The following is a 16585-nucleotide window of genomic DNA, read 5'->3' as shown; positions in this document are numbered from 1 at the left end:
CTCCACGCCCGCCAACCCGTCTTCGATGTCACGCCACTCATACGGTCTGGCTTACGGCGCGCAGACTAAGACGGCGTGAACATCACGCTGGGTCAGCCTCGTTCGCCGACGAAGTCCTGCGCAAACTCGGGCGCCTCGTCGTCCAGCGGCAGGGTGCCGTCCTCGTCGTCGGCCTCCGACGCGCGGCTGGGGTCGGGCACCTCGAATCCGACCGGCAGCGACAGGTCCAGCAGGCCCGCCGCCTTCATCTCCTGCACGCCTGGCAGGTCGTACAGGGTCGCAAGGCCGAAATGCTCCAGGAACCGGTCGGTGGTCGCATAGGTGACGGGCCGACCCGGCGTGCGCCTGCGTCCGCGCAGCCGCACGAAACCCATCTCCAGCAGCAGGTCCAGCGTGCCCTTGGAGATGCTGACGCCGCGCACGCTCTCGATCTCGGCGCGGGTGACGGGCTGGTGATAGGCGATGATCGCCAGCGTCTCCAGCGCGGCCTTGGACAGACGGCGCGGCTCCTCGCGCTCCTGCGTCATCATGAAGGCCAGGTCCGGCGCGGTGCGAAAGCGCCAGCGGTCGGCGACGCACTCCAGCTCGACCCCCCGCCCCTCATAGCGGGCGCGCAGACCCGATATGGCGCGGGCGACATTGCAATTCTCGGGCAGGCGCGCGGCGATCTCGGCCGCCGTCAACGGCCCGGCGGCGGCGAACAGCAGGGCTTCGACTCGCCGCTCGATCTCGGCCTCGTCGGGCTGGAAGGCGAGGTCGCTCACGGCGTCAGCTCCAGCGGCTGGCCCGGTCCGCGCCGCTTCAGATACAGGTCTGCGAACGCCTCGCTCTGCCGGATATCCATCGCCCCCTCCTTCACCAGCTCCAAACTGGCCGACAGGGTCGAGGCCGTAAAGCTGGCCTGGCTGGGCCCCTCCTCATCCTCACGATGGGGCGCGACCTTTTCCAGCGGCGTCCAGTCCGCCAGCTTCGGCATGATCTCGCGCAGCCAGTCGCGCGCGGCTTCCAGCGGAAAGGCCTCGACCCGCTGGCCGGGGGCGTAGCGCCGGGCCTCCTCGCGCCGTCGCTGCACCACATAGGCGCTCATCAGTTCGTACAGGCTGGCGTCGATACGATCCGACGGCACGATCACCGTCGCCTCGGGGTCGCCCCGCGTGAAGACGTCGCGCTTCAGCTGGGGCCTAGCCATCAGCTGTTCGACGGCCTTTCGCATCGCTTCCAGCTTCTGCAGCCGGAACGCCAAGGCGGCGGCCATTTCCTCAGCCGGCGGCTCCTCGGCCTTGCCCTTGTCGGTGCGCGGCAGCAGCAGCCGTGACTTCAGATAGGCCAGCCACGACGCCATCACCAGATAGTCCGCCGCCAGGGCGAAGTTGCGCCGCCGCGCCTCGTGCACGAAAGCCAGATACTGTTCCGCCAGCTGGGTGATCGACAGCTTCAGCAGATCGACCTTCTGGTTTCGCGCCAGGGCCAGCAGGACGTGCAGCGGTCCCTCATAGCCTTCCAGATCGACGACGAAGGCCTCGCGCTCCTCGACCTCCTCGGCGTTGAAATCCAGATTGGGCTGGAACGACTCCGTCATAGGTCCTTAGGCCTGCGCCTCACCCACGTCCGGTCCCTTGGCGGCGTCCATGCGGCCGCCCATGGCCTTGAAGAAGCGATCGTGTCCCGCGACGGGATCCAGCGGTTCGGGCGTCCGCACGATCCGGGCCAGCGCGGCTTCCGCCCGGCGGCGCGCGCCGCCCTTCAGCTTGCCAGTCGCCTCGGCCACGTCCTTCATTTCGGCCATGTCGCCATTGCAGTGCAGCACCACGTCGCACCCTGCCTTCAGCGACTGATGCGCCCGCTCGCCCAGGTCGCCGCTCAGCGCCTGCATCGACAGGTCATCGGTCATGATCAGGCCGGAGAAGCCCAGATGCTCGCGCATCATGCGAACAGCCTTCTTGGACTGGGTCGCCGGCCGCTTCTTGTCTAGGGCAGTGAAGACGATGTGCGCCGTCATCGCCAATGGCATATCCGACATCGCCTTGAACGGCGCGAAGTCCCAGCTGTCCATAGTCTCGAAATCGGCATGGACCGTCGGCAGGTCTTTATGGCTATCGGCGAAGGCTCGGCCATGCCCCGGCATATGTTTGATGCAGGGCAAGACCCCGCCTGCCAGCAGCCCTTCCGCCGCCGCCCGGCCCAGCACGGCGACGGTCTCGGGATCGAGGCCATAGGCGCGGTCGCCGATGATGTCGTGGGCGCCGGGCGCCGGCACGTCCAGCACCGGCAACAGATCGACGGTCACCCCGACCTCGCGCAGATCATGCGCCATCAGACGTGCGCCCAGTCGCGTCAGCTCACGCGCCTGAGCCAGCTCGTTCGTCGCCTTCAGATAGGCGGCGCCCGGCGGGTATTTGGGCCAGTGGGGCGGCCCCATCCGCTGGACCCGACCGCCTTCCTGGTCGATCAGGATCGGCGCCTGGGGATCGCCGATGGACGCCCGCAGTTCGTCCGTCAGGGCCCGCACCTGTTCCGGCGTGTCGATATTGCGCCGGAACAGGATGAAGCCCCAGGGTCGGACCTCGGCGAAGAAGGCCTTTTCGTCCTCCGTCAGCCGATGTCCCAGACAGCCATAGATGGCGGCGGACGTCACCGGACGATGCAGTCCCGGCCCGCCGCCTTCAGCGCATTGCAGAAGGCCACCGCCCGTTCGCGCGACAGGCCCGAGAAGGCCGTTCGGTACAGGGTCGATCCGCTGGACGAGGTCACTTCGGTCACCCGCTTTTCAGCGCCCGAGGCGTACGCGCCGAAACGGCCGGCGACCGCGGCGTACTCGCGGTCCGCGATCTCGGTCGAGGAGAAGGCGCCGATCTGGACCGAGGCCGACCCGCCGGCCGCGACCGGAGCCTTGGTCGCCGGTGCAGCGACGGGCGCAGTCGGAGTCGTCGGACGCGGCGCAGGTGCGGCCGGCGTCGCCGTATTGGCGGGCGGCAGACCCTGTCCGGTCGGTGCGGCGGTCGGCGGCGCGGCCGGACGCGGCTGGGGCGCCTCGGGCGGCGGCGTGAAGGTTACCGGCGCATCGGTCGTCTCGGTCTCGTCGCGATAGACGCGCACGCCCTCGGCCGGGTCGATCGGCTGGGCGTCGATAGGCGCGGCGGTCTTCATCTCGCCGACGGGCTGACCAACGGCCGGCGGCGCGTCGGTGGAGGCGCGCATGCCGGACCGATAGAAGAAGATCACCGCCACGATCAGCAGCAGCAGGACCACCGCGCTGATGATCAGCGTCACGGGCGGCGCCTTGCCCCCGCCGGAACCGACATTGCGGCCGCTGCGCGGATCATAGCTGTTGCGGCGGAACGGCAGGTCGTCGTCGGTCGGCGGCGTATAGGCGCCCCGGCCGGGTTTGTTGTCGTCTTCAAAGGACATGGTCGCGCTCCGCCGTCTGTCGGCGCGAATCGGCGCGCCGAACGATCACTCTACGCCCCCGCGTGCATGTTTCGAATCACAGATCGAGGGCGAGGTCGAGGCTGAACAGCTTCTGGTGCACTTCTATGGCGTAACGGTCGGTCATGCCGGCGATATAGTCGCACACGGCGCGCGCCCGCTGCGTCTTGTCCGGGGTCATGGCCGGTTCGCCCCACTCCGGCGGCATCACCTCCGGCTCGGCCATGAACAGTTCGAACAGTTGCGACAGCACGCGCCGCGCCTGACTGCGGGTTCGGTTGACGCGGTAGTGGCGATACATCCGCTCGAACAGGAACTTCCTCAGCACCGCCAGATCGACGTGCATGGCGTGCGAAAAATCCACCATCGTGCGCCTGGCCATCCGCACGTCCTCGGTCGTGACGATCCGGTCTTCCTCCAGCCGCCGCCCCGTCTCGGCCAGTACGTCCTCGACCATGACGCCGATCATCCGCCGCACCGCCTCAATGCGCAGCATCCGATCGTCGATGTCGGGATATTCGCTGCGCACCTCGGCCAACATCGGGCCGATCAGCGGCACCTGATCCAGATCGCGCAGGGTGATCAGACCCGCCTGCACCCCGTCGTCAACGTCGTGATTGTTATAGGCGATGTCGTCGGCGATGGCCGCACACTGGGCCTCCAGCGAGGCGAACGTCCCCAGCCGCAGGTCCCACCCGGCCTCGCCGCCGGCCGCATAGGGGCGCACGACCGACCAGGCCGGCTCGTCCAGGCGGTGCGATACCGGGCCGTTGTGCTTGATGACGCCCTCGACCGTCTCCCAGCTCAGGTTCAGCCCGTCGAACTGCGGATAGCGGTTCTCCAGCTCGGTCACGACGCGGAAGCTCTGGACGTTGTGGTCGAACCCGCCGTAGTCGCGCATCTGCACCACCAGCTCGTCCTCGCCGGCGTGGGCGAAGGGCGGATGGCCCAGGTCGTGGGCCAGGGCGATGGTCTCGGCCAGGTCGTCGTCCAGCCTCAGCGCATGGGCCAACGACCGGGCGATCTGCGCCACTTCCAGAGAATGGGTCAGGCGGGTGCGGTAGTGATCGCCCTCATGCGCTACGAAGACCTGCGTTTTCTCCTTCAGCCGCCGAAACGCCGTTGCATGGATGATGCGGTCACGGTCCCGCGCAAAGGCGGTGCGCGTGCGGCTGGCGGGCTCGAAAACGCGGCGGCCCTGGGTCAGGTCGGCGCGCTCGGCGTAGGAAGCGAGGTCCATGTGGCTCAAGTCATCAACTTTGAGGCTGCTTTGATGCGGGGGGCCTTTGCGAACGGCCCTGCCCGCCTCATATAGACAGCCGTGAGCACCGTCCAATCCACAGAACCGTCCACACCCGCCTTCACCGTCGCCACGCGCGCGCCGGAAGGCATCGTCCTGGCCGCCAGCGCCGCCAAGCGACTGGCCAAGCTGGGCGCGGCCGAGGGCAAGACCCTGATGCTGCGCGTCGCGGTGGACGGCGGCGGCTGCTCGGGCTTCCAGTATCGGTTCGAACTGGTCGAGACGGCCGAGGACGACGATCTGCGCATCCAGGCCGACGGCCAGACCGCCTTGATCGACCCCGTCTCGGTTCCCTTCCTGAAGAACTCCGAGATCGCCTATGTCGATGAACTGGCCGGCGCCCAGTTCGTGGTCAGGAACCCGAACGCCGCATCCAGCTGCGGCTGCGGCGTCAGCTTCTCGATCTGACGACGGCCCAGCCGGTCGCCAGGATCGGCGTGGCCAGCAAGGCCGCAAAGGCCCAGTCCCACACCCCATCCTGCAACAGCGCGCCCACCAGCCCGATCAGGCTGAGCGCGAACAGGGAGATGGGCGCGCGGAAGATGGCCCACAGGCTCAGATCCCTCGGGTTGTGACGGCGACGGCTCACGCCTTCCGCCTCCCCTTGCCCAGCCAAAGATAAAGACCGGACCCCAAAATCACGATGGTGGCGATGTCCAGGAGCGCCCACAGGATCTTCAGCGCCAGCCCGCCATAGTCGCCGAAATGCAGCGGCTGCGACAGCGACAGGGTCTTCACATACCAAGGCATCGGCGCCACCGCCGCCAGTTCCCCCGTCCGCGCGTCGATCAGGGCCGGCGTCGTCATATGCGTCGTCAGCGGCGTGTCGCCGTGGAAGAAGACGGCATAGTGGTGGTCGGTCGAATAGTCGGTTCCCGGAAACGCCACGAACTGCAGGCTCATGCCCGGCAGCGCCGCCTTGGCCCGCTCCACCGCCGCATCCAGCGAGGCCCGCCCCTGCGCGGGCGCCGGCGCATCGTAGGCGACGGTCAACTCCTTCAGCGCCGTCTCTTTCCAATAGGCCAGGATGGGCGTGGCCAGAGTGTTCACCACACCCGTCAGCCCCACCACCAACACCCAGGCGGCCGTCACCACGCCCAGCAGATTGTGATAGTCCAGCCACCGCGTCCGCGCCGCCTTCTTGACCCGCACCGTCCCGAACGGCAGCCGACGCATGAAGGGCGCATACAGCACCACGCCCGACACTACGGCCACGACCAGCAACAGCCCCATCGCGCCCAGAAACAGCATTCCCGGCAGCCCCAGGAACATGTCGGTGTGCAGCTGAAGCAGGAACTCCATCACCGGATGACCGGCGACCAGCGGCGCGCCCTCGCCGCTGGTCTGATCGATGGGCTCGAAACTGTATTTGCCGGCCGGGGCGTCAGGGGCGCGGCTGGTGACGTTCACCACCGGCCGGTCTTCGTCGAAGCTCATGAAGGCCGGAACCTCGCCCGGATGTTTGGCCAGACCGGCGGCCAGCACCTCATCCAGCGTCAGCAGTCGGCCCGGGTTCTTCGGCGCCCACGGCTCATGCAGCAGCGCCTCGTTAAGCTCATGGCTGAACACCAGCGGCAGTCCTGTGACGCACAGCATCAGCAGGAACAGGGTCGAGATCAGGCTCGACCACTTGTGCGTCCAGGTCCAGGCGCGGATCGTCCGGGCGTGCATCGGCCGACGCGGATCAGAACTCGGTCGAGACCGACAGACGCAAGGTCCGCGGCGCGCCCAGCGTCAGATAGTTCGATCCCGGATAGCCGCCGACGGCGACCCACTGATCCTCGTCCGCGACATTCTCGACCCGCGCGCGCAGCGTCACCGGCTTGTCGCCCGCTACGAAGGCGTAGCGCACGCCGGCGTCGAACCGGGTCCAGCTCTCCAGCTCCAGCGTATTCGTCGCATTGGCCGGCTGGGCGCCGGTATGGACCGCCCGGCCCTCGACCGTCAGGCCGCTGACCATCGGCACGTCCCACTCCACGTTCAGATTGGCCTGAAAGTCCGGCACGCCGATCGCCGACTTGCTCGCATTGGCGGCGGTCAGCGACCGATTGATCTCGGCGTCCAGCCATGTCGCGCCCCCGATCAGACGCAAGCCTGCGACCGGTTCGCCATAGACGGTCAGCTCGACGCCCTTGTTCTCCTGCTCGCCGCCGTCCGAATAGACAGCGGTATTCGGATCGAAGAAGGCGCTGGGCAGGGTCGTGCGGAAGACGCTCAGCGTGCCGCCATATGAACCGGCGTCGTATTTGGCGCCGATCTCGGCCTGCTCGGCGCGGAACGGCGACAGCACTTCGCCGCCGTTCGCCACCGTCACGCCATTGACCACCGCCGGTGCGGTCGTGCCCGGAACCAGGGCTTCAGCATAGTTGGCGTACAGCGAGATCGCGTCGTTGGGCTTGTAGACCACGGCGAAGGCCGGCGTCGTCGCGTCGCTGGAATAGGAGGACAGGCTCGATCCGTCTGCGTAGGTGTAGGATTTTGTCTCGATCTCCTGATAGCGGAGGCCAACGGTCGCCAGCAGCCGTCCATCCAGGAAGGACAGCACATCGGCGACGGCGAAACTGGTGTTCTTGACCCGCTCGGTGACGTTGGGATCATCCAGATCGCCCGAGACGCTCGTGATGGTCGGCGCCGGCGACAGCAGCGGACTGGTCAGCGTTCCCATCGCATAGCCGGCGAAGTTCGACGCCGCCCAGGCGTTCTTGGACTTGGACTGGATCTGCGAGGCCGAGGCGACCAGGCGATGGTCGACCGGGCCAGTCGTCAGGTCGGCGCGCACGCCGATGTCGCCCGACCACACCGTGTCCTCGCGAATATTGTCGAAGCGATAGCCGCGGATCGCACCCGCCGCATCGGCGCGCGGATTGGCCAGGCTGTTGTCTTCCTCGCCCTGACGCCCGCCGAAGGCGGCCCAGGCGCTGATGCTGTCGGTCAGGTCAAGCTCGCCGCGCACGGCGCCGAACAGCTGCTCCTCGTCGGTGTAGGTCCAGCGCTGGGCGAAGTTCTTGTCGGCCGAGGGCGCGTCCGGGATGGCGGTTCCCGGCGTCACGCTGGGGCGGGGCGCATCGATCCGGTGATCCTGCCAGCCCAGATCGGCCGAAAACCGGGCGCGATCGCCTCGGCGGTCCAGCCCCAGGCCGACGACCCGCAGCTGGCCGGTCTCGTCCTTCACGGCGCTCTCGCCCGCACGGCTGGCGATGTTCAGGCGCGCACCCCATTCGCCGTCGTCGCCGAAACGGCGGGCCAGGTCGGCGGCGGCATAGATCTCGTCACGGCCCGACACGCCCCCGGTCAGGCGCGTCAGGGGGGCGTCGCCCGCCCGCTTCGGCGTCAGGTTGAAGGCGCCGCCGACCCCCGTTCCGCCCGGCGCAGCGCCGTTCAGGAAGGTTGAGGCCCCGCGAAACACCTCGACCCGCTCGACCAGTTCGGCCGCCACGAACTGGCGCGGCAAGACGCCATAGAGCCCATTGTAGCTCATATCGTCCGAATAGACCGGAAAGCCGCGAACGATATACAGCTCCTGGAAGTTGCCGAACCCCTTGGACACACGCACCGTCGGATCGTTCTGCAGCACGTCGCCGATGCCGCGCGCCTGCTGATCACGCACCAGTTTTTCGGTGTAGTTGGCGGTCGAGAACGGCGTGTCCATCACGCCCAGATTGCCCAGCAGACCGATGCGCCCGCCGCGCGCCACCTGACCGCCCGCCGCCGGCGCCGTCAGCCGCACCTGCGATCCCGTCACCACGATCTCGCCCAGCTCCGCCGGGGCCGCCGCCTGCTGCGCCAGGGCCGGCGCGGCGAGCGTCAGCGCAAGGGCGCTGGCGGTCAAAAGAACGGAGGCACGGCGAAGGCAAAGCATTTTGATACGCATTCTCAAAATCAAGTTGCGCGTCCCTAGCCCGATCGGTGGGCGCAATGCAATCCGCCGCACCCGCGACATATTGCATTTAGCTGATTTCCTAATTAGGAAGATTGCTATGAACACGCTGTTCAAGGCCCTGTCGCATCCGGTGCGTCGTCGCATCATCGCCATGTTGCGCGCCGGTCCGCTGGCCTCCGGCGATATCGCCGCTGCCTTTGACATGAGCTGGCCCACCATCACCGGCCACCTCAACGCCCTCAAGGAGGCCGGCCTGGTCAGCCCGGAGCGCGAGGGCCAGACCATCCGCTATCGCCTGGAAATCTCGGCGGTCGAGGAGGCGATGGCCTTTCTGATGGACATCGTCGGAACCGGCGAGGCGACCGGCCCCCTGCCCCACCCCTCAAAGGAAACACGCCGATGAAGGATCGCCTGTCCCTGCTGGACTATCTGACCCTCGCCGTCTTCGGCATGCAGGCGGCGTTCGCCCTCTACATCGGCGTCAACGGCCCGACGACGCCGATGCCGATGCACTGGAACGCGGACTGGCAGGTGGATCGCTGGGGCGACCGGGTGGAGTTCGCGACCTTCGCGGGCGGCATGGCGGTGATCGGCTTCATCGCCGCCGCCGGCCTGGGTCTGGTCGCCCTGCGCGCCGAGGATCAGGGTGACTCCTCACGGCGTCGCTCGATGCGGATCGGTCAGGGGCTGACCGTCTTCATCTTCGCCGCTATCGGCCAGATGATCACCTGGGCCAGCCTGGGGCACGCGACCGTCGACAGCGGCCCCGCCGTCATGACCGGCGCCCTGTCGCTGATCCTGCTGGTCACCGGTGCCTTCCTCGGCCGTGTCGCGCCCAATCCCCTGATCGGCGTGCGCACCCCCTGGAACTATAAGAGCCGCCTGGCCTGGGATCGCTCGAACCGTCTGGCCGGCCGGCTGTTCTGTCTGGTCGGTCTGACCGGCCTGATCGCCGCGCCGCTTGCGCCCTCGCCCTATGGCGTCATGGCCCTGATCGCCGCCGTCATCGTGGTCGCAGGCCTTTCGATCTTTGAAAGCTGGCGCGTGTGGCGCGCCGATCCCGACCGCCAACCCTTCTGAAGGAGACTGCCATGCTGATGCTGACCCACGCCCTTCTCGCCGCCAGCCTGCTTGCCGGCCCGGTCTCCACCGACATCGCCCTGCCCGCCCAGCCCGCGCCCCTGCATGGCACGCTGCTGACGCCGGAGGCGCCGACGGCCGTCGCCGTCATTCTGCCCGGCTCAGGCCCGACCGATCGGGACGGGAACAGCCCGATGGGCGTCGCCGCCTCCACCTATCGCCTGCTGGCCGAGGGACTTGCGGAACAGGGCGTCGCCACCCTGCGCATCGACAAGCGCGGCGTCGCGGCCAGCACAGCCGCCGGGTTCGACGAAACCAAGCTGCGTTTCACAGACTTGGCCGACGATGCGCGCGCCTGGGCCGCCGAGGCCGCCTCGCGAACGGGACAGCCCTGCGCCTGGCTGATCGGCCACAGTGAAGGCGCCCTGGTCGCGCTGAAGGCGGTCGACGGCGGAGACGACAAGGTCTGCGGCCTGATCCTGCTGGCCGGCGCCGGTCGCCCGGCGGGCGCGAGCATCCGAGAACAACTAGACGCCGGCCTGCCCGAGCCGATGAAGCCCCAGGCCTTCGCCGCCTTGAGCGAGTTGGAGGCTGGCCGCACCGTCGCCGACACGCCGCCCGCGTTGGCGGCCCTGTTCCGCCCGTCGGTCCAGCCCTTCCTGATTTCGTGGTTCGCGCTGGACCCCGCCGCCTTGCTCGCCGCCTACGACGGCCCGGTCTTCATCGGCCAGGGCACCACCGACCTCCAGATCGGCACTACGGACGCGCAAGCCCTCGCCGCCGCCAACCCCAGAGCCACGTTGAAACTCTGGGACGGCGTCAACCACCTCCTCAAGACCGCCCCCGCCGACCGCGCCGCCAATCTGGCGACCTATGCCGACCCGGCCTTACCGCTGGCGCCAGGCGTGGCTGAGGATGTAGGGGCGTTCATCCGGGCGCATTAATCGTCATCAACATCTGACCGGCTTGAAAAAACTATTCAGGCGACCGAGGCTCGCTTGAGCATGCGCAGGGTGATCAACGAACTTCGGGTGGTATGGACCTTTCATAAGGTCGCTCTTGGTGGAGCGCTCATTGTAATCGTACTCGCCGTCGTGATGGCGATGGTGGTAGCCTTTGTTAGCGCGCCGCAATCCACCAAGGGCAAGGTGATTTCGTTCGATGTCGCCGGAAGCGAACGGCGCAATGCTCCTGCGGCTATCGTTGATGTGGAAGGCCGCTTGGCCAGGATCAAAGTGTACAGACGCATTTCGTGCCTGGTCGGCGAAGAGATGGAGCTCATGCGCTATGACACGCCACTCGGATCGTTTTACGCTCTCGCTTCTGGTCCTCGCCCCTGCCATCCGCCGGGGGGCTGAATGGCGATCATGAGAACTTTGCCTTAAAGTTAGTCCAACCCGCCCCGCGCCTCATCCGCCAACGCAAAGAACCGCTCTCTCACCTCGGCCGCGAACGGGTTGTCGCGTTCGATGGCGCGGAAGACGGCGGGGCTGTCGTGGCGGACCATGTCGACAGCCTGCATCAGCCGGTCGAAACTGGCGGTGGTCATACGCGTCGGCAGGGGCTCCATCGCCATCAGGACGTGGGCGATCAGATGGGTCAGGCCCTGCACCGTCGCGGCCTCCCGGTCATGGTCCTCGGGGCTGACCTGAAACACCCTCAGCCCCAGCGCGCGGCGGCAGAAGGCGGCGACGCGGCGAGCGTCTCTTGCGCCCCGCACCTCGCACACGGCGATCCGCAGGCCCGCGATGCCGTCCTTGCCGCTCTGCGGCCCGAACAGAGGATGGGTGCCGACGATCCGCACGCCGGGCGGCAGCAGGGCCTCCATCGCCTGCGCCGGCTTCACCTTCACCGAGCCCACGTCGATGACCAGGGCGTCGGGCCTCAGGTGCGGGCCGATGGCGATCAGCGTCGCCTCCAACGCCTCGACCGGCACGGCCAGCACCACCGTGGGACAGGCCGCAGCGGTCGCCAGATCGGTCAGGGTCACGAGGCACTCGTCATCGCTCGCCGCCGGATCATGCGCCAGGATATCGAACCCGGCCGACAGATGCCGCGCCGTCAGCCGCCCAAAGGCGCCGAAACCGATCAGGCCGAGCCTTTCCCTCACAGCGTCTCCATGAAGCGCACCGGCCGCCCGTGCGCCGATCCGATCAATTCGCCGTCCTGCATCACCACCCGCCCGCGCACGATGGTCGCCATCGGCCAGCCGGTCGCCTCCACCCCGTCGAACGGGGTCCAGCCGCAGCGCGTCGCCTGCTGGTCGTGTCTAATTGTTCTCTTTGCCTTCAGATCGACGATGGTCAGGTCGGCGTCATAGCTGACGGCCATCCGCCCCTTGTTCGCCGTGCCGAACACCCGCTGCGCCCCCGCCGAAGTCAGGTCGATGAACCGCTCGAGGCTCAACCGTCCATTGGCGACATGGGTCAGCATCAGCGGCACCAGCGTCTGCACCCCCGGCATGCCGGACGGCGAGGCCGGATAGGGCTTGGCCTTTTCTTCCTTGGTGTGCGGCGCGTGGTCGGAGCCCAGCACATCCGCCACGCCCTGCTGCATCCCCCACAGCCACAGCGCGTCCACATGCTCCTGCGACCGGATCGGCGGGTTCATCTGGGCATAGCTGCCCAGCCGCTCATAGGCTTCCGGTCCGACCAGGGTCAGGTGCTGGGGCGTGATCTCGACGGTGGCGACATCCTTGTGGAAGCGCAGATATTCCATCTCTTCCCGGGTCGTGACGTGCAGCACGTGGATGCGCGCGCCCGTCTCCTTGGCCAGGCCGACCAGGCGCCGGGTGGAGCGGATGGCGCTCTCGGCGTCGCGCACCTCGGGATGGCTGGTCCAGTCGCCGGTGCGGGCCAGGCCGCGACGCTCGACCAGGCGGTATTCGTCCTCGGAGTGGAAGGTGGCGCGGCGGCGTACATTGGACAGGACCTTCCTCACCCCCTCGTCGTCGGCGATCAGCAGGTCCCCGGTCGAGGCGCCCATGAAGACCTTGACCCCGCAGCAGCCCGGCAACCGCTCCAGCTCGCCCAGATAGTCCGCATTCTCATGCGTGCCGCCGACGTAGAAGGCGTGGTCAGTCCACATCCGATCCTTCGCCCGCGCCAGCTTGTCGGCCATGGTGTCGGGATCGGTGGTGTTGGGGTTGGTGTTCGGCATCTCGAACACGGCGACGACGCCGCCCAGGGCCGCCGCGCGGCTTCCCGTCTCCAGATCTTCCTTCCACTCCAGCCCCGGCTCGCGGAAATGGACCTGGGTGTCGATCACGCCGGGCAGGACCGTCAGACCCGTCGCGTCGAAGACCTCGCCCGCCGAGGCCTGGCTCAGGTCGCCGATGAAGGCGATCTTGCCGTCGATCACCCCGACATCCGCCATGCCCCGCCCCGCATGGTTCGCCACCTCGCCGCCACGGACGATCAGGTCATAGGTCTGGGTCATGGGGCGACGTCCTTTCTTTCACTCCGTCATCCTCGGGCTTGACCCGAGGATCGGACTGTCCGCATCGCGACAGGCGACGCATTGACGCCATGCTTCTACCGGAACCACCGCTCAGCGGAACCCTCGATCCTCGGGTCAAGCCCGAGGATGACGGAAGACATGATCAACGTTTCAACACTCGCTGCGCCGCCTTCAGCACCCGCTCCCACGGCAGGTCCATCATATGCTGGATCGCCTGGTTCAGGCGCGGATCCAGCTTTTTGAACTCGTCATAGGTGCGCGGCCCGCGCACGGCCTCGCCTTTCCAGGGTCCGCGCACGGTCTCATCCGACGGCCCGAAGGCGGCGACGACCGGTACGCCCGAGGCCACGGCCAGCTGGGTCCAGATCGAGTCCGCCCCGATGTACAGCACCGACGTCGACAGGGCCGCGACCGTCTGCAGCCGCGTCAGCTTGCCTTGAAGCTCGATCACCCGCGCGCGCGGCACGGCGTAGCGGATCGTGTGCGCCGCCTCGCGGTCGATCTCCTCGCCCACGATCATCAGCCGCCCGCCCGCCAGAGGTCCGTCGTCGGCCAGCAGCTTGGCCGCCACCTTGGCGTAGCGTTCGGCCGGCCAGCGCTTGCCCATCCATTCCACGCCCGGCCCGACCGCCAGGATCGGCCCGTCACCGCCCGTCGCCGGGATCAGCGCCTCGACCTGGGCCCGCGTCTCATCCGAGACATAGAGTTTCGGCGCCGGAATCTCGTCCGGATCCAGCTTCAGCACCGCCGCCGCCGCCTCGACCGCATGCAGGCCCGGCTGATCCTTGCCCCGCACCGCGCGCTTGTGCCGCCTCAACTTGCCCGACAGGTCCGAGCCGCGCATGTCCACGACCAGGCCCCATTTGGTCGCCCGCACCTGGTTCCACAGGGCGATCCATTCGAAATGGCCCTCGCGCTCCAGCACGATCAACTTCGTCAGGCGCGGCGTATCGGCGAACAGCGGCGCGCTGGCGGCCGATCCGACGATGGTGAAGGTCGCGTGCGGCAGGCTTTCGACCAGATGCGCCAGAACGCCAGAGGACAGCACGGCGTCCTCGGCGTCCGCCTCGGCGATGTACAGGATGGGAAACCGCCCGATCATCCGTCGACGGATACAGGGATTCTATCTGCGGTTCAGCGCCAAACGCGTGTTTCCACAGGAAGGCTCCATGCGCTACAGCGACGCGCATGAGCCAGACGCCCGATCCCGCCGAGACAGCTGCCCTCGAACGCTTCAAGGCCCAGCGCGTGACGGCCATCTACCGGCTGGATCTGATCGCCAAGGGCGCGACGATTTCCTACGAGGATGGCACGCCGATCGACATGGCCTCCGAAAAGGCCCGGCTGGAGGCGGTCGTCGCCGACATGGACCGCCGCATCGCCCGGCTGGAGCGTTCGGCCGGGTGAGCCTGCCCCTCCTTCCCGGCCGGAGCTGCGGCGGTTGCGTCGAATGCTGCCGGGTCATTCCGCTGAACCTGCCGGAATTGGCCAAGCCGACGGGCGAGCTGTGCGCCTATTGCGTCGACGGCGCCGGCTGTTCGGTCCACGCAATCCGGCCGAACACCTGCCGCATCTGGTTCTGCCTGTGGCGTGTGGTCGAGCTGTCCGACGACTGGCGGCCGGATCGCAGCGGCGTCATCGTTCGGCCCGACGGCGTGGAGGACGGGGTCATCACCCTGTATGTCCTGCGCCGCTCGGACTTCCTGGCCTCGCCCGACGTCTTCGTGACCGTCGCCGGCTGGGTCGCGGAAGGGATCGAGGTCGCGCTCAGCATTCCCGGCCCCGTTGGAACCTATCCCGCCCGCGCCGTCGTCACCGACTGGCTGCGCCCGGCGATCGAGGATGGCGACCCTGACGCCTTCACGACCCGCGTCCTGATGTCGCTCGACCGGCTGGCCGAACACGATTTTCAGCCGGACGGCGTCGTCGCGCGATATGCGGTGACAACCCAGGATCGTCCGAAAGCTTAGCCGAAGCTTAAGCCCTTGGCCCTACGGTGAAATCCGTAACGCCGTCGCTGGAAAGGGCACGCCGTCGATGCAGGCCTGGAACGCGCTGAAACGACCGATCTGGATGTTTGATCCGGTTGCCTTGCGCGGCGTCTACGCCAATGCGGCCGCGCTCGACCTCTGGGGGTCCGACAATCTCGACGCCCTCCTGGCGCGCGATTTCAGCAACGTCTCCCCCGCCGTCCTGGCCCGCACCGAGCGTCTGGCGCGCGAGACCGCCAATGGCGAGACCCTGACGGAAGACTGGACCTTCTACCCGCACGGGCGGCCGCTGACGGTGTCCGCGGTGATCTCGACCTATCGCCTGACGGACGGTACGCCTGTCCTGCTGTTCGAGGCCGCGCCGATTGCGGTGGAAAACGAGGAGCGTCGCGCGGTCGAGGCCCTGCGCCACACCTCGACCCTGATCACCCTGTTCGACAGCGAAGCCCGCCCGATCTTCTCCAATCCGTCGGCCTTCGCCGCCTACGGATCGACCGCGCACCCCTTCGAGGCCCGATTCGCCGAACCCGAGCGCGCCCAGCCCATGCTGGCGGCCGCCCTGTCGGGATCAGCGATTTCCGACGTCTGCGAGATCATCACGCGCGAGGGCGTGCGCTGGCACCATCTGGACATTCGTCCCGTGACGGACCCCGTTACGGGCCACCTCGGCGTCTTGCTGAACGAGATCGACGTGACCGAACGGATCGAGGCCGAACAGGCCCGCGTCGCCGCCGAGCAGAAGACAGCGATGGCCGAGGCCCGGCAGAAGTTCCTGACGGACATGTCGCACGAACTGCGCACGCCCCTGAATGCGGTCATCGGCTTCTCCGACCTGTTGTCCAAGGCCGGCCTGCCCGACGAACAGGCCGATCAGGCCGCCCGCATCAACGGCGCGGGCCAGCGCCTGTTGTCCGTCGTCAACGACATGATCGACCTGTCGGCCGACAACGTCGTTCCCCTGGCGCCCTCAGACACCCCGGCCGAGCCCGCCCCGCCGGCCAATGAGGACGCCCCTGCCCTGCGCGTCCTCTATGTCGACGATCACGACAGCAACCGCGCCCTGGTCATGGCGGTGTTGACGGCCCAGGGCATCGCCTGCGCCACCGCCAACGACGGCGAACAAGGCGTCGAGGCCGCCCGCACCGGCGACTGGGACGTGATCCTGATGGACATCCAGATGCCCGTGATGGACGGCGTCCAAGCGACCCGCGCCATCCGCGCCCTGCCCGGCGTCGTGGGCCGCACGCCGATCCTGGCCCTGACCGCCAACACCCTGCCGGAACAGCTGACCCAGTACGAACAGGCCGGCATGGACGACTGCATCGCCAAGCCGATGAACATCGTCGACCTGGTCATGCGCGTCACCGCCTGGGGCGCCAGCGACTGGCGCACCTTCGATCCTCGCCTCGAGGAAGCGGCGGTCGCTGTCGCCTAAATTCGGCGCGGCGT

The 16585-nt window shown here is 67.9% G+C and carries 18 protein-coding genes and 1 pseudogene; 8 read left to right on the top strand and 11 right to left on the bottom strand.

What is annotated here, in order from left to right; translation table 11 throughout:
• Positions 1–92: 92 nt before the first annotated feature.
• The 5 genes from scpB to E7T10_RS06370 all read right to left on the bottom strand — a co-directional run bounded on the left by scpB (position 93) and on the right by E7T10_RS06370 (position 4666).
• Positions 93–764, bottom strand: a complete 672-nt coding sequence (gene scpB, locus E7T10_RS06390; RefSeq protein ID WP_137721162.1) for an SMC-Scp complex subunit ScpB — start codon at positions 762–764, stop codon at positions 93–95.
• A complete protein-coding gene (locus E7T10_RS06385) occupies positions 761–1579 on the bottom strand; it encodes a ScpA family protein (protein ID WP_137721161.1) in 819 nt (272 codons plus the stop codon). Before E7T10_RS06385 ends, scpB begins: the two co-directional genes overlap by 4 nt.
• 6 nt (positions 1580–1585) lie before the next feature.
• Positions 1586–2635 carry a beta-N-acetylhexosaminidase gene (gene nagZ, locus E7T10_RS06380; protein ID WP_137721160.1) on the bottom strand — a complete coding sequence of 350 codons (1050 nt, stop codon included), beginning with the start codon at positions 2633–2635 and terminating at the stop codon, positions 1586–1588.
• Positions 2632–3408 (bottom strand): SPOR domain-containing protein, encoded by a 777-nt coding sequence (locus tag E7T10_RS06375; RefSeq protein WP_137721159.1) that lies wholly within the window; start codon positions 3406–3408, stop codon positions 2632–2634. Before E7T10_RS06375 ends, nagZ begins: the two co-directional genes overlap by 4 nt.
• Before the next feature lie 76 nt (positions 3409–3484).
• The gene (locus tag E7T10_RS06370; protein WP_168189898.1) at positions 3485–4666 is read right to left on the bottom strand and encodes a deoxyguanosinetriphosphate triphosphohydrolase; all 1182 of its coding nucleotides are present in this window, start codon (positions 4664–4666) and stop codon (positions 3485–3487) included.
• A 150-nt stretch (positions 4667–4816) separates the two neighbouring features.
• Between E7T10_RS06370 and erpA the strand changes: the two genes are divergently transcribed.
• Positions 4817–5134 carry an iron-sulfur cluster insertion protein ErpA gene (gene erpA / locus E7T10_RS06365; protein ID WP_039245694.1) on the top strand — a complete coding sequence of 106 codons (318 nt, stop codon included), beginning with the start codon at positions 4817–4819 and terminating at the stop codon, positions 5132–5134.
• Here the strand turns inward: erpA and E7T10_RS06360 are convergent.
• From E7T10_RS06360 to E7T10_RS06350, 3 genes and pseudogenes are all read right to left on the bottom strand, one after another.
• Positions 5118–5315, bottom strand: coding sequence for a hypothetical protein (locus E7T10_RS06360; RefSeq protein ID WP_210416171.1), 198 nt, complete (start codon positions 5313–5315; stop codon positions 5118–5120). The two genes, erpA and E7T10_RS06360, sit on opposite strands and share 17 nt — an antisense overlap.
• Positions 5312–6501: pseudogene (locus tag E7T10_RS06355) on the bottom strand (PepSY-associated TM helix domain-containing protein). The gene E7T10_RS06360 and the pseudogene E7T10_RS06355 overlap by 4 nt, the downstream one beginning before the upstream one ends.
• Positions 6411–8597, bottom strand: a complete 2187-nt coding sequence (locus E7T10_RS06350) for a TonB-dependent receptor (protein ID WP_371276186.1) — start codon at positions 8595–8597, stop codon at positions 6411–6413. Before E7T10_RS06350 ends, E7T10_RS06355 begins: the two are co-directional and overlap by 91 nt.
• A 106-nt stretch (positions 8598–8703) precedes the next feature.
• Here E7T10_RS06350 and E7T10_RS06345 point away from each other — a divergent pair, with 106 nt between their 5' ends.
• The 4 genes from E7T10_RS06345 (at position 8704) to E7T10_RS06330 (ending at position 11044) form a co-directional block, all read left to right on the top strand.
• Positions 8704–9009, top strand: a complete 306-nt coding sequence (locus tag E7T10_RS06345) for a metalloregulator ArsR/SmtB family transcription factor (protein ID WP_137721154.1) — start codon at positions 8704–8706, stop codon at positions 9007–9009.
• Complete coding sequence (locus E7T10_RS06340; protein ID WP_137721153.1) at positions 9006–9686, top strand: SdpI family protein; 681 nt, start codon at positions 9006–9008, stop codon at positions 9684–9686. The genes E7T10_RS06345 and E7T10_RS06340 overlap by 4 nt, the downstream gene beginning before the upstream one ends.
• 11 nt (positions 9687–9697) lie before the next feature.
• Positions 9698–10630, top strand: a complete 933-nt coding sequence (locus tag E7T10_RS06335; RefSeq protein WP_137721152.1) for an alpha/beta hydrolase — start codon at positions 9698–9700, stop codon at positions 10628–10630.
• Positions 10631–10699: 69 nt separating this feature from the next.
• A complete protein-coding gene (locus E7T10_RS06330) occupies positions 10700–11044 on the top strand; it encodes a hypothetical protein (protein WP_137721151.1) in 345 nt (114 codons plus the stop codon).
• A 29-nt stretch (positions 11045–11073) separates the two neighbouring features.
• Here the strand turns inward: E7T10_RS06330 and E7T10_RS06325 are convergent, their stop codons facing one another.
• From E7T10_RS06325 to E7T10_RS06315, 3 genes are all read right to left on the bottom strand, one after another.
• Positions 11074–11796 carry a prephenate dehydrogenase/arogenate dehydrogenase family protein gene (locus E7T10_RS06325; protein ID WP_137721150.1) on the bottom strand — a complete coding sequence of 241 codons (723 nt, stop codon included), beginning with the start codon at positions 11794–11796 and terminating at the stop codon, positions 11074–11076.
• Positions 11793–13124, bottom strand: a complete 1332-nt coding sequence (locus tag E7T10_RS06320) for a dihydroorotase (RefSeq protein WP_137721149.1) — start codon at positions 13122–13124, stop codon at positions 11793–11795. The genes E7T10_RS06325 and E7T10_RS06320 overlap by 4 nt, the downstream gene beginning before the upstream one ends.
• A gap of 163 nt (positions 13125–13287) precedes the next feature.
• Entirely contained in the window at positions 13288–14247 is a 960-nt protein-coding gene (locus E7T10_RS06315) for a glycosyltransferase family 9 protein (protein WP_137721148.1), read from the bottom strand.
• A gap of 86 nt (positions 14248–14333) precedes the next feature.
• Here E7T10_RS06315 and E7T10_RS06310 point away from each other — a divergent pair, with 86 nt between their 5' ends.
• The 3 genes from E7T10_RS06310 to E7T10_RS06300 all read left to right on the top strand — a co-directional run bounded on the left by E7T10_RS06310 (position 14334) and on the right by E7T10_RS06300 (position 16571).
• Complete coding sequence (locus E7T10_RS06310; protein WP_137721147.1) at positions 14334–14552, top strand: hypothetical protein; 219 nt, start codon at positions 14334–14336, stop codon at positions 14550–14552.
• A complete protein-coding gene (locus E7T10_RS06305; RefSeq protein ID WP_137721146.1) occupies positions 14549–15115 on the top strand; it encodes a hypothetical protein in 567 nt (188 codons plus the stop codon). Before E7T10_RS06310 ends, E7T10_RS06305 begins: the two co-directional genes overlap by 4 nt.
• A 103-nt stretch (positions 15116–15218) precedes the next feature.
• Entirely contained in the window at positions 15219–16571 is a 1353-nt protein-coding gene (locus tag E7T10_RS06300; protein ID WP_246846125.1) for a response regulator, read from the top strand.
• Positions 16572–16585 lie beyond the last annotated feature (14 nt).

Origin of the sequence: Brevundimonas sp. SGAir0440, assembly GCF_005484585.1 — a bacterium.
Taxonomy (GTDB): domain Bacteria; phylum Pseudomonadota; class Alphaproteobacteria; order Caulobacterales; family Caulobacteraceae; genus Brevundimonas.
Note: the sequence above shows the minus strand (reverse complement) of the source record. Positions and strands in the feature narration are given on the sequence as shown.

Excerpts from the sequence above, each read along its gene's own strand:
- E7T10_RS06310 (WP_137721147.1), top strand. The coding sequence starts at position 14,334 with ATGAGCCAGACGCCCGATCCCGCCGAGACAGCTGCCCTCGAACGCTTC.
- E7T10_RS06345 (WP_137721154.1), top strand. The coding sequence starts at position 8,704 with ATGAACACGCTGTTCAAGGCCCTGTCGCATCCGGTGCGTCGTCGCATC.
- E7T10_RS06350 (WP_371276186.1), bottom strand. The coding sequence starts at position 8,597 with ATGCGTATCAAAATGCTTTGCCTTCGCCGTGCCTCCGTTCTTTTGACC.
- E7T10_RS06335 (WP_137721152.1), top strand. The coding sequence starts at position 9,698 with ATGCTGATGCTGACCCACGCCCTTCTCGCCGCCAGCCTGCTTGCCGGC.
- E7T10_RS06375 (WP_137721159.1), bottom strand. The coding sequence starts at position 3,408 with ATGTCCTTTGAAGACGACAACAAACCCGGCCGGGGCGCCTATACGCCG.
- E7T10_RS06370 (WP_168189898.1), bottom strand. The coding sequence starts at position 4,666 with ATGGACCTCGCTTCCTACGCCGAGCGCGCCGACCTGACCCAGGGCCGC.
- E7T10_RS06315 (WP_137721148.1), bottom strand. The coding sequence starts at position 14,247 with ATGATCGGGCGGTTTCCCATCCTGTACATCGCCGAGGCGGACGCCGAG.
- E7T10_RS06320 (WP_137721149.1), bottom strand. The coding sequence starts at position 13,124 with ATGACCCAGACCTATGACCTGATCGTCCGTGGCGGCGAGGTGGCGAAC.
- E7T10_RS06385 (WP_137721161.1), bottom strand. The coding sequence starts at position 1,579 with ATGACGGAGTCGTTCCAGCCCAATCTGGATTTCAACGCCGAGGAGGTC.
- E7T10_RS06300 (WP_246846125.1), top strand. The coding sequence starts at position 15,219 with ATGTTTGATCCGGTTGCCTTGCGCGGCGTCTACGCCAATGCGGCCGCG.
- E7T10_RS06340 (WP_137721153.1), top strand. The coding sequence starts at position 9,006 with ATGAAGGATCGCCTGTCCCTGCTGGACTATCTGACCCTCGCCGTCTTC.